The sequence below is a fragment of the Amycolatopsis kentuckyensis genome, from assembly GCF_002155975.1.
In the GTDB taxonomy this organism is placed as follows: Bacteria; Actinomycetota; Actinomycetes; order Mycobacteriales; family Pseudonocardiaceae; genus Amycolatopsis; species Amycolatopsis kentuckyensis.
Window position 1 is genome coordinate 1 of record NZ_MUMI01000702.1, and the last position, 11,453, is coordinate 11,453.

Consider the following 11,453-nt stretch of genomic DNA (forward strand, 5'->3'; position numbering starts at 1 on the left):
GGGCCAGCCGCGGCTGGCCCCACCCCCGCGTGAGCTGAGGCGGCATTCCGGCCCCCGCAGCCTCTTGCGTAGGGTGACCCGCTGTGAGCGGAACCCTCTCGCCCGCGACGGGACTTGATCGCGGACGGCGGCCTCGCCGGGTCACCGTGCTGCTGCCGGTGCTCGGTTTGATCGTGGTGGCCCTGTGCGGCCTGTTCCTGTTCGGGCTCGCCACCGCGCGGGTGGGCCCGCTCGCCGTCACCATCGGGGTGCTCGCCGCGCTCGTGCCCGTGGCCGGCGTCGTCGCCGGGTTCCTCTGGGTCGACCGGTGGGAGCCCGAACCCGCCAAGTTCCTCCTGCTCGCCTTCGCCTGGGGCGCCTGCATCGCGACCGTCACCGCGCTGCTCATCAACACCACCGCCGAGGCCGTCGGGGAAGAGCTGCTCGGCACCGGCAGCGGCAACACGCTCGCCGCGCTCGTCTCCGCCCCCATCTTCGAGGAGGCCGCGAAGGCGCTCTTCGTCGTGCTCATCCTCTGGCGGCGGTCCAGTGAGTTCGACGGCGTCGTCGACGGGGTCGTCTACGCCGGGTTCAGTGCCGCCGGGTTCGCCTTCACCGAGAACATCTACTACTTCGGGCGGGCCTTCGCCGACTACGGCTTCGGTGACGGGCACAGCCAGGGCGTCATCACCGCCTTCTTCCTGCGGGGCGTGCTCGCCCCCTTCACGCACCCGCTGTTCGCCGTGCTCACCGGCATCGGGATCGGCATCGCCGCGCGGACGACGACCAAGGCCCTCAAGTTCGTCGCGCCGGTCGCCGGGTACCTCGCCGCCGTCTGCCTGCACGCCCTGTGGAACAGCGCCGCCCTGCTCGGCGGGTCGAAGTTCCTCACCGTCTACTTCCTGATCATGCTCCCGCTCTTCCTCGGCGTGGTCTACCTGGTCGTCCTGCAGCGGAAACGGGAACAGCGGATCATCGCCGCCGCGTTGCCGCACATGGCCGCCGCGCGGTGGATCGCGCCGTCGGAGGTCGAGCTGCTGGCCAGCCTGCCCGGGCGGCGGGCCTGGCGCCGCCAGGCGAAACGGCAGTCCGGCAAGCAGGCCGCGAAGGCCGTCGCCGTCTACCAGGCCAGCGTGACGGAGCTCGCGTTCCTCGACCGGCACCAGCTCACCAACGACACCGACCGGCAGCGCCAGCAGGAGCTGCTGCACACCCTGAAGGCCGCCCGGGCGGAGGCGACGCGCCTCGCCGACGAGGCCGCCCGCGGGTGACCCGGTCCGGGTGAAGCTGGTCACCCGGGCTCAACGACGCCTGCCTGGCCGAGTTAGTCTCGCGCCGTCGTCCGGTACCCGGAGCGGGACTGGAACGAGAGCAGAGGGAGTCTGCCAACCATGAGCGTCCACAGGCGCACGCCATGATGAGGCCCGCCCGCCTCGCGGTCGGCGTCGTTTCCGCCGGCCGGGTGGGCAGCGTGCTCGGCGCCGCGCTGGCGCGGGCAGGGCACACGGTGGTCGCCGCGTCCGGCCTGTCCGCTTCGTCGCTGGCCCGTGCCGAACGCCTCCTCCCCGACGTGCCCCTCCTGCCGCCCGACGAAACCGTCCGCCGGGCGGATCTCGTGCTGCTCGCCCTGCCCGACGACGCGCTCGCCGGGATGGTCCGCGGGCTCGTCGCCACCGGGTCGCTGCGGCCCGGCCAGATCGTCGTGCACACCTCCGGCGCGCACGGCATCGACGTCCTGGCCCCCGCGGCCGAGGCCGGCGCCCTGCCGCTCGCCCTGCACCCGGTGATGACGTTCACCGGCCGCGAGGAGGACCTCGAACGGCTGGCGGCCTGCAGCATCGGCGTCACGGCGGCCGAGGAGGACGAGGCGGCGTGGCACGTCGGCGAAGCGCTGGCCGTCGAGATGGGTGCCGAGCCGGTGCGGATCCCCGACTCCGCGCGAGCGCTCTACCACGCTGCGTTGGCGCACGGCGCAAACCACCTGATGACGCTGGTCGCCGACTGCGCGGACCTGTTGCGCCAGGCCGGAATCGGGCCGTCCGAACGCCTGGTCGCGCCACTGCTCTCGGCGGCATTGGATAATGTGCTGCGACACGGCGACCGCGCCCTCACCGGCCCGGTCGCGCGTGGCGATCTCGGCACCGTCCGCAAGCACCTCGCGGTGCTGGCGGACCAGGCGCCGGACGTGGCGCCGGCCTACCGTGCGCTGGCCAAGCGCACGGTGGCGCGTTCGACGGCGGCCGGGCTGCTGGACACCGCGGCCGCCAAAGACCTCACCGAACTCCTCGACGATCCCGCCGAAGGGCACCAAGACCAGTGACCACACCGAAATTCAGCCGCGGCACCCTGAACGCGTTCGCGTCGCCCGAGCAGGTGAGCCAGGTCAGCCGGGCGTTGCACGGCGTCGGCCGCAAGCTGGCGCTCGTGCCGACCATGGGCGCGCTGCACGCCGGCCACCGCGAGCTGATCCGCCGCGCGAAGCGGCTGCCGAACACCGTCGTGGCCACCTCGATCTTCGTGAACCCGCTGCAGTTCGGCGCGGGCGAGGACTTCGAGGCGTACCCGCGGCCGCTGGAGGCCGACCTCGGCATCCTGCGCGAGGACGGCATCGAAATCGCGTTCACGCCCAGCGCGGACGCGCTCTACGCCGAGGGTGCCGTGGTGACCGTCCACCCGGGACCGCTCGGCGAAGAGCTGGAAGGCGCCGTCCGGCCGGGGCACTTCGCCGGCGTGCTCACCGTCGTGGCGAAGCTGTTCAACCTGCTCCGCCCGGACTACGCGTTCTTCGGCGAAAAGGACTACCAGCAGCTGGTGCTGATCAAGCGCATGGTGCGCGACCTGAACATCGACACGCGCGTCATCGGCGTGCCGACCGTGCGGGAGCGTGACGGGCTCGCGTTGTCTTCGCGTAACGTCTACCTGACGCCTGAGCAGCGCGAAGACGCCATCGTCCTGTCGGCCGCCCTCACCGCGGGGGCGTTCGTGGGCCGGGACGGTGCGGACGCGGTCCTCGAGACCGCGTGGAAGACCCTCGCCGCGCGGCCCGCGGTCGAGGTGGATTACCTGGAGTTGCGGGGAACCGACCTCGGGCCCGCGCCCGTCGATGGTGAAGCACGACTGTTGATCGCGGCCCGGGTGGGGAGTACCCGGCTGATCGACAACGTTCCGGTGTTGCTCGGCGCCGCCGTCGAACACCCGGAACGGCTGGACGCAGGGGAATAGGAGTCCACGATGTACCGCACGATGCTCAAGTCGAAGATCCACCGGGTCACCGTGACCCAGGCCGACCTGCACTACGTCGGTTCGGTGACGGTCGACGAAGACCTGATGGAGGCCGCGGACCTGCTGCCGGGGGAACAGGTGTCCATTGTGGACGTCACCAACGGGGCGCGGCTGGAGACCTACGTCATCAAGGGCGAGCGCGGCAGCGGGGTGCTCGGCATCAACGGCGCCGCGGCGCACCTGGTGCACCCGGGTGACCTGGTCATCCTCATCTCGTACGGCCAGATGGACGACGCCGAAGCGGCGACGTACCAGCCGCGCGTGGTGTTCGTCGACGCGGACAACCGGATCGTCCACCGGCACACCGACCCCGGGCACGCGCCCGAGGGATCCGGGCTGCTGTCCGGCACGGTGACGCTGCCGCCGGACGAGGAGACCGCGGTCTTCCCGGTCGCCGAGACGGCGGACGCCCGCCGCCTCGACGCGTTGCTGCACGCGGAAAGCTGACCCGCTTGCTGCTCACCGTCGACGTCGGCAACACGAACATCGTGCTGGGGCTGTGGTCCGGGCCCGAACTCGTGGGCGACTGGCGCATGCGGACGGACGCCCGCATCACCGCCGACGAGCTGGCGTTGACGGTGCGCGGCCTGCTCGGCCCGCACGCGGACGCCGTGACCGGGATCAGCGCGTTGTCGACGGTGCCGGCGGTGCTGCGCGAACTGCGCGTGATGCTCGGCCGGTACTACGCCCGGATCCCGAAGATCGTGGTGGAGCCGGGCGTGCGCACGGGCGTGGCGCTGCTGGTGGACAACCCGAAGGAGGTGGGCGCGGACCGGCTGGTGAACACGCTGGCCGCGCACCACCTCCACCGCACGGCGTGCGTGGTGGTCGACTTCGGCACGTCGACCAACGTGGACGCGATCTCGTCCCGCGGCGAGTTCCTCGGTGGCGCGTTCGCCCCCGGGATCGAGATTTCGGTGGACGCGCTGGCGCTGCGCGCGGCGGCGCTGCGGAAGGTCGAGCTGGTGCCGCCGCGGTCGGTGATCGGCAAGAACACGGTGGAGTGCCTGCAGTCCGGGATCCTGTACGGGTTCGCGGGCCAGGTGGACGGCCTGGTGCGCCGGATCGTCCGCGAGCTGTCCCCGGGCGGCACCGAGAAGGTGGCCGTGCTGGCGACGGGCGGCCTGGCCCCGCTGGTGCTGGACGAGTCGGAGACGATCACCGACCACGTCCCGGAGCTGACGCTGCTCGGCCTGCGGCTGGCCTACGAGCGCAACATCCGGCCCTGACCCCCTCACCGCCGCCCGGCGCGCAACACCGTGGTGACCAGCGGCAGGTCGAACTCGCCGTCCGCGGTGGCCGGGTTCTCCGCCAAGAACCGCCGGAGCCTGCCCAGCATGGCCGCTGCCTCCTCCGGTGCCGACACGATGACCGCCGAATAGGTCGCGATCGTTTCCAGCAGGGTCTCCGCGGTGCGCCGTTGCGTATGGCGAAACCGATCGCTTTCGAATGATTCGAAGGCCGGGTGCGTCACCTCGCGCATATCTTCGACGCTCGCCGGGCGGCGGGCGCCGTCGCGGCCCAGCGTGGTGAAGTCGGCGACCCACGGGACCGATTCGTCTTCGTAGTTCCACATCGGCACGCACACGCCGCCGGGGCGCAGCACACGGCCGATCTCCGCCAGTGCCACCGGTACGTCGAACCAATGCCACGCCTGGCCGGCGAAAACCGCGTCGACGCTCCTGTCGGGCAGCGGGATCCGTTCCGCCGTCCCCGCCAGTGACGGCACCGACGGCATCGCCCGCTCGAGTTCCGCGCGCATTTCCGGGTCGGGTTCGACCGCGGTGACGTCGAGCCCGAGCGCGCTCAGGCCGAGGGTGAGCTTGCCGGTTCCGGCGCCGAGATCGAGCACCCGGTGCGGTGTTCCGCTCGCCCCGGAAAGGCCCCACTCGATCGCTGCCCGCGGGTAGCCGGGCCGGTGCTCGGCGTACTCGGCGGCCCGGCTGCCGAAGGAAGAAGCGCGCTGACCTCGAGTGGGATCGCTCACGCTGTCCAGGCTAATGGAGGGAAAGGTAAAGGTAATCCGGTTGGCGTAGCGGTCCGCCGGGTTCGTACCCTATGGCCATGACCGAAAACCCCGCTTCCACCAGCGAGCCCGCCGAAGACGAACTGCCCGAGCAGATGCGGGTGCGCCGGGAGAAGCGCGACCGGATCCTCGCGGAGGGTATCGATCCCTACCCGGTCGAGGTACCCCGCACGCACTCGCTCGCCGAGGTGCGGGCCGCGCATTCCGGGCTGCCCGTCGACACCGCCACGGGTGAGCAGGTCGGTGTCACCGGCCGGGTGATGTTCCTGCGCAATACGGGCAAATTGTGCTTTGCCAGCCTCCGCGAGGGCGACGGCACCGAGCTGCAGGCGATGATCAGCCTGGCGAAGGTCGGCGAGGACGCGCTGGCGGCGTGGAAGTCCGACGTCGACCTCGGCGACCACGTGTTCGTGCAGGGCGAGGTCATCACGTCCAAGCGCGGTGAGCTTTCGGTGATGGCCGACGCGTGGCGCATCACCTCGAAGGCGCTGCGCCCGCTGCCGAACGCCTTCAAGGAGCTGGCCGAGGAGACGCGGGTCCGCCAGCGCTACGTCGACCTCATCATGCGCCCGCGCGCGCGGGACGTCGTGCGCACGCGCGCCGGCGTGGTCCGGTCGCTGCGGGAGTCGTTCCACCGCCGCGGGTTCACCGAGGTCGAGACGCCGATGCTGCAGACGCTGCACGGCGGCGCCGCGGCCCGCCCGTTCGTCACGCATTCCAACGCGTTCGACCTGGAGCTGTTCCTGCGGATCGCGCCGGAGCTCTACCTCAAGCGCTGCGTCGTCGGCGGCATCGAGAAGGTCTTCGAGATCAACCGCAACTTCCGGAACGAGGGCAGCGACTCCTCGCACTCGCCGGAGTTCGCCATGCTCGAGTACTACGAGGCGTACGCCACCTACGACACGAACGCGGTGATGACGCGGCAGCTGATCCAGGAGGCCGCGGAGTCGGTGCTGGACACGCTGGTCGTCACGCTGCCGGACGGTTCGGAGTACGACCTGTCCGGCGAATGGACCACACTCGGAATGTACGAGTCGTTGTCCGATTCCCTCGGCGAAGAGGTGACGCCGGAGACGCCGGCCGCCAAACTGCACGGATTCGCGCAGGCCAGGGGCCTGGAAGTGGATCCGAAGCTCGGACACGGGAAGCTCGTCGAGGAACTGTGGGAACACCTCGTCGGAGATCACCTGCACGCACCGACGTTTGTCCGTGATTTTCCGCTGGAGACGTCGCCATTGACGCGCCAGCACCGCTCCCGGCCCGGCGTGGCCGAGAAGTGGGACCTCTACGTGCGCGGATTCGAACTCGCCACCGGATACTCCGAGCTGGTCGATCCGGTCGTCGAACGGGAACGCCTCACCGAACAGTCGCTGCTGGCCGCGCAGGGCGATAGCGAAGCCATGCGGCTCGACGAGGATTTCCTGCGGGCCCTGGAGTACGGAATGCCGCCGAGCGGTGGCGTCGGAATGGGGATCGACCGGCTCCTCATGGCGCTGACCGGTCTCGGTATCCGGGAGACGATCCTCTTCCCGCTGGTGCGGCCGGAATAACCCGCCCGTGTGAGGATAGCCTCCGGTTATGGCAATGAGATTTGCGCTGCACTGCAGAAGCGGGTACTAATGTTCTAGACAAAGTCTTCTGTCCCGGGGCTTGCCCCGTACCAGATCATTGAGTAAGCCCCGCAGGAGGAATCGGATGGCACAGAAGGTGCTCGTCTCGCTGGTCGACGACCTCGACGGCAGTGAGGCGGAAGAGACCGTCGAGTTCGGTTTGGACGGAGTCAGCTACCAGATCGATCTCTCCTCGGAAAACGCCGAGGAGCTGCGGGACGCGCTCGCTCAGTATGTCGAGCACGCGCGTCGTGCGGGCGGTCGCAAGCGCGCTTCGGTCCGTCCGGTCGCGGGTAAGGGTTCGGCTCGTCCGGCCGCCGTGGACCGTGAGCAGAACCAGGCCATCCGGTCGTGGGCGCGCAAGAACGGTTACGCGGTTTCCGACCGCGGCCGCATCCCCTCCGAGGTCGTCGAGGCCTACCACAAGAAGAACTGAACATTGTTCACGCCGCCGTCGCGCGGACCGGCTGCGGGTCGCTGACCAGCAGTTGTCCTCCGGTGCCGGCAGCGGCGTCGACGCGGGGTTTCCACGGGCCGCCGGGCGAATATTCGCCCGGCGGCTTTCTTCATGTCCGATCGCTGTCCGGTTCCCGTTCGGCGGCACGGGCGGTTCGGCTGTACTCGGCCGGCGACTGACCGGTCACCGTCCGGAAATCGCGGATGAAGTGCGACTGGTCGCTATAGCCCAGTCGAACCGCCAGACCGGCGTAATCGGGATGTCCTTCTGTGACGAGCCGCTGCGCTGCGTCATTGAGGCGGTATATCCGGATCGCCCACTTGGGCGGGACGCCGACGTGTTCGGCGAACACGCGCTGGATGGACCGGGTGGTTAGTCCAGTATCCGCGCACAGTTGCGCCACCCGGGTAATTCCCGGATCCCGCGCGATTGATTCAACCGCCTCCGCGGCCGCGCGAGCGGCCGGCGAGAGCGTCACGGGATTTGCGATCAGCAAGTTGTCGACCGCACGGGCCATTTGCGCATCTCCGCCGGCGCTCCGCACCGATTCGGCGGCCGCCGAGGCCGCCGGTCCGAAAACGTCGGCGAGTGGGACGGCCCGGTCGGCGATGTCACGTACTGGGCCGCCGAGGAACGCGCGGAAGGTGCCCGGCCGGAATCGCACACCCAAGCCCTGGACGTGGCCGGTCAAGTGGTGCGAAAAGACGTCGTGGGAGGGGCCGTGGACGCCGGAGGCGCCCGGGAAGAACGTGACGTGGACCGCCAGGTTCGGCAGCACCCGCTGCTCGTAGGGCGGTTTGCCGCGCCGGTCCCACCGCAGGATCCAGTGGTATTCGACGAATTCGGCGAGTTCCGGTGCGGGCGGGTGCCGGGTCAGCGTGAACATCGTGCGCGCGGTGGCCTCGGCCACGATGCCGCGCGGGATCCGGTGCGTCACGGGTTCACGGTAGCTGTCGCGTTCGTTCAAGACGGCTCGTTCGCCGGGGGCTTGGATCACCGGCATGACTGCTTCACTGGTGCGCCCGGCCGCGGCCGGGTTCGTCCGGATCGCGTGCGCGGTCCCCGACCTGACCGCGCCGACGCCGTGCGCGGGGTACGACGTCCGCGGGCTGCTCAACCACCTCCTGTACTGGGGCCCGTGGCTGATCGCCGCGGGACGGCGCGAGGACCCGCCCGCGCCGGCGCGCGGCGAGGCGGAGGCGGCGCTGGTGACCGACGACTGGCGAGCGGACCTGGAGAAGCAGACGGAGACGCTGGTCGAGGTGTTCGGGTCGCCCTCGGCGTGGACGGGCACGACGGCCTTGGGCACGGCTTCGCTGCCGTCGGCGCTGGTGGGCGCGATGGTGCTGGGCGAGTTCGTGCTGCACGGCTGGGACCTGGCCCGGGCGAGCGGGCAGCCGTTCCAGTGCGCGCCGGAAGCGGCGGTGGCGGTGTACGAGTCCGCGGTGGCGATGGGCGACCAGGCGCGGTCGATGGGCGTTTACGGGCCGGTGGTGGCGGTGGGGGCCGACGCGTCGCCGCTGGAGCGGGCGCTGGGTGCCACCGGCCGGGATCCGGCCTGGACGGCCTGACTCAGCGCGAGCAGGTGCGCGGGCAGCCGTCGCACTCGGACGACGACGGCAGCAGGTACGAAAAGCAGCAGCTCTCCCGCCGCCGCGTCCACTCGCGATGCCCCTCGGGCCCCTCGACCAGCCGCAACGTCGACGCCGAGGTCAGCGGTGGGTACCGCGCGTCGAGCACCAGGGCCGCGTCCGCCACGCCCGCGCCCTCGGCGTCCGGTGTCCCGCCTTGCCGGCCCGCCCACCACAGCGAGTTCTCCAGCGCGTCCGTCGCCGCCGCCCAGAGGGTGCGGCGGCCCAGCCTGCTCACCGGCGCGTACACCTGGACGAACCGGGCGGCGTGGGCCAGGTAGCGCGCCCGCAGGACCGCCGCCAGCGCTCGCTCGTCGCGGACCACCGTCGCCTCCGGGCGGGCTGAGCCCGGGTCCGTCGGGAGGCAGTGGAACGCGTCACCCAGCAGCGCCATCCCGTCCGGGTGCGGGCGGTCGTCGGCCAGGCGGAACGCCAGCTCGGACGGCTTCAGCGAGGGGACCCGGCGCTCGTGGTGCCACAGCAGCGCCCCGACGTACGCCGGGACGTGCAGGTACCAGGTCATCACCCAGCTGGCCGTCGTGCGGCCCGGTGCCGAGGAGTGCTCGCGCAGCAGCCAGTCGCCCAGCAGGCCACGCCACTCGCCGAAGTACTCGGGCGTCTCCAGCAGCTCCGAACAGCGGATCCAGCCCGCCGGGACGTCGCTGCGCAGCTCGCTGCGCTCCTGCAGGCCGGAGATGCGCCGCAACGACGACGCGAGGCCGTCGCCGACCTCGCGTGCGTCACGGAAGGACCGCTGCTGGTTCAACCGCGGCCCTCCTTGCGGCGCCGTAGTGGATTAGGCGTGCCTAACCTTACAGACTTCCGGGAGCTGCGCCAATCGGGTGGGTCACTCCCAGCTTGCGGACTGTTCGCGGTGAGCGGACAGGGCGCGGATGGCGGAATCCAAGTGGCCGCTCGCACGTTGGGCTTGACGTAAAGGTGCAGGGCAACCTGATGATGGGAGCACCCGGAAGACCCACCTGTCCGGGTGCGAAAAAGACCGCAGACAGCCGTAGTGGTACGCCAGCGCGACGGCTTGGCTACTAGAGTGGTCTCACGGTGCTGAATCCATCGCGGTGAAAGCACGATGGAAACGGGCCGCCGGCGCAGCAGTCGAGGGAGTGCACATGTTTGAGAGGTTCACCGACCGCGCGAGGCGGGTGGTCGTCCTGGCTCAAGAAGAGGCCAGGATGCTCAACCACAACTACATCGGCACCGAGCACATCCTCCTGGGTCTGATCCACGAGGGTGAGGGTGTCGCCGCCAAGGCGCTGGAGTCGCTGGGCATCGCCTTGGAGGGCGTGCGTCAGCAGGTCGAGGAGATCATCGGCCAGGGCCAGCAGGCGCCGAGCGGGCACATCCCGTTCACGCCGCGCGCCAAGAAGGTGCTGGAGCTGTCGTTGCGTGAGGCGCTGCAGCTCGGCCACAACTACATCGGCACCGAGCACATCCTGCTGGGCCTGATCCGCGAGGGCGAGGGCGTCGCCGCGCAGGTGCTGGTCAAGCTGGGAGCGGACCTGAACCGGGTCCGTCAGCAGGTGCTGCAGCTGCTTTCGGGGTATCAGGGTGGCAAGGAGTCCACCGAAACCGGTTCCGGCCGCGGTGAGGGCACCCCGTCGTCGTCGCTGGTGCTGGACCAGTTCGGCCGCAACATGACCGTGCTGGCCCGGGAGGGCAAGCTCGACCCGGTCATCGGGCGCGGCAAGGAGATCGAGCGGGTCATGCAGGTCCTCTCGCGCCGGACCAAGAACAACCCGGTGCTGATCGGCGAGCCGGGCGTGGGCAAGACCGCCGTCGTCGAGGGGCTGGCGCAGAGCATCGTCAAGGGTGAGGTGCCCGAGACGCTCAAGGACAAGCAGCTCTACACCCTGGACCTGGGGTCGCTGGTCGCCGGGTCCCGCTACCGCGGTGACTTCGAAGAGCGCCTGAAGAAGGTGCTCAAGGAGATCAAGACCCGCGGCGACATCATCCTGTTCATCGACGAGCTGCACACCCTGGTCGGGGCGGGTGCCGCCGAGGGCGCGATCGACGCGGCGAGCATTTTGAAGCCGATGCTGGCCCGGGGTGAGCTGCAGACGATCGGCGCGACCACGCTCGAGGAGTACCGCAAGTACATCGAGAAGGACGCCGCTCTGGAGCGCCGGTTCCAGCCGATCCAGGTCGGGGAGCCGTCGCTGGAGCACACCATCGAGATCCTCAAGGGTCTGCGTGACCGGTACGAGGCGCACCACCGCGTGTCGATCACCGACTCGGCGCTGGTCGCCGCGGCGACCCTGGCGGATCGGTACATCAATGACCGGTTCCTGCCGGACAAGGCGATCGACCTGATCGACGAGGCCGGCGCGCGGATGCGGATCCGCCGGATGACCGCGCCGCCGGACCTGCGCGAGTTCGACGAGAAGATCGCCAACGTCCGCCGGGACAAGGAGTCCGCGATCGACGCGCAGGACTTCGAGCGGGCCGCCCGC

The 11,453-nt window shown here is 70.3% G+C and carries 12 protein-coding genes; 9 read left to right on the forward strand and 3 right to left on the reverse strand.

What is annotated here, in order from left to right; genetic code table 11:
* Positions 1 to 146: 146 nt before the first annotated feature.
* The 5 genes from CCN39_RS45965 to CCN39_RS45985 all read left to right on the forward strand — a co-directional run bounded on the left by CCN39_RS45965 (position 147) and on the right by CCN39_RS45985 (position 4,490).
* A complete protein-coding gene (locus CCN39_RS45965) occupies positions 147 to 1,250 on the forward strand; it encodes a PrsW family intramembrane metalloprotease (RefSeq protein WP_086853274.1) in 1,104 nt (367 codons plus the stop codon).
* 89 nt (positions 1,251 to 1,339) lie between these two features.
* The gene (locus CCN39_RS45970) at positions 1,340 to 2,299 is read left to right on the forward strand and encodes a Rossmann-like and DUF2520 domain-containing protein (RefSeq protein ID WP_434781164.1); all 960 of its coding nucleotides are present in this window, start codon (positions 1,340 to 1,342) and stop codon (positions 2,297 to 2,299) included.
* The gene (gene panC, locus CCN39_RS45975) at positions 2,296 to 3,201 is read left to right on the forward strand and encodes a pantoate--beta-alanine ligase (RefSeq protein ID WP_086853278.1); all 906 of its coding nucleotides are present in this window, start codon (positions 2,296 to 2,298) and stop codon (positions 3,199 to 3,201) included. The genes CCN39_RS45970 and panC overlap by 4 nt, the downstream gene beginning before the upstream one ends.
* A gap of 9 nt (positions 3,202 to 3,210) precedes the next feature.
* Positions 3,211 to 3,708: an aspartate 1-decarboxylase gene (panD, locus tag CCN39_RS45980; RefSeq protein ID WP_086853279.1), complete on the forward strand. Its 498-nt coding sequence runs from the start codon at positions 3,211 to 3,213 to the stop codon at positions 3,706 to 3,708.
* A 5-nt stretch (positions 3,709 to 3,713) separates the two neighbouring features.
* Positions 3,714 to 4,490 carry a type III pantothenate kinase gene (locus tag CCN39_RS45985; protein WP_086853281.1) on the forward strand — a complete coding sequence of 259 codons (777 nt, stop codon included), beginning with the start codon at positions 3,714 to 3,716 and terminating at the stop codon, positions 4,488 to 4,490.
* 5 nt (positions 4,491 to 4,495) lie between these two features.
* Here CCN39_RS45985 and CCN39_RS45990 read toward each other — a convergent pair whose 3' ends face one another.
* On the reverse strand, positions 4,496 to 5,248 hold the full coding sequence (locus tag CCN39_RS45990; protein ID WP_086853283.1) for a class I SAM-dependent methyltransferase: 753 nt from the start codon (positions 5,246 to 5,248) through the stop codon (positions 4,496 to 4,498).
* A gap of 77 nt (positions 5,249 to 5,325) precedes the next feature.
* Between CCN39_RS45990 and lysS the strand changes: the two genes are divergently transcribed.
* Positions 5,326 to 6,837 carry a lysine--tRNA ligase gene (gene lysS, locus CCN39_RS45995; protein WP_086853289.1) on the forward strand — a complete coding sequence of 504 codons (1,512 nt, stop codon included), beginning with the start codon at positions 5,326 to 5,328 and terminating at the stop codon, positions 6,835 to 6,837.
* A 145-nt stretch (positions 6,838 to 6,982) separates the two neighbouring features.
* A complete protein-coding gene (locus CCN39_RS46000; protein ID WP_020641935.1) occupies positions 6,983 to 7,333 on the forward strand; it encodes a histone-like nucleoid-structuring protein Lsr2 in 351 nt (116 codons plus the stop codon).
* Between the two features lie 130 nt (positions 7,334 to 7,463).
* On the opposite strand, the gene CCN39_RS46005 is transcribed toward CCN39_RS46000, so the two are convergent.
* Positions 7,464 to 8,321, reverse strand: a complete 858-nt coding sequence (locus tag CCN39_RS46005) for a helix-turn-helix domain-containing protein (protein WP_086853291.1) — start codon at positions 8,319 to 8,321, stop codon at positions 7,464 to 7,466.
* 34 nt (positions 8,322 to 8,355) lie between these two features.
* On the opposite strand from CCN39_RS46005, the gene CCN39_RS46010 reads away from it, so the two are divergent.
* Positions 8,356 to 8,925, forward strand: coding sequence for a TIGR03086 family metal-binding protein (locus CCN39_RS46010; protein WP_086853285.1), 570 nt, complete (start codon positions 8,356 to 8,358; stop codon positions 8,923 to 8,925).
* Position 8,926: 1 nt separating this feature from the next.
* On the opposite strand, the gene CCN39_RS46015 is transcribed toward CCN39_RS46010, so the two are convergent.
* Complete coding sequence (locus CCN39_RS46015) at positions 8,927 to 9,751, reverse strand: (2Fe-2S)-binding protein (protein WP_086853287.1); 825 nt, start codon at positions 9,749 to 9,751, stop codon at positions 8,927 to 8,929.
* Between the two features lie 361 nt (positions 9,752 to 10,112).
* Here CCN39_RS46015 and CCN39_RS46020 point away from each other — a divergent pair.
* Positions 10,113 to 11,453, forward strand: a 1,341-nt coding sequence (locus CCN39_RS46020) for a Clp protease N-terminal domain-containing protein (RefSeq protein WP_143264427.1), incomplete at its 3' end; no start/stop codon positions are given.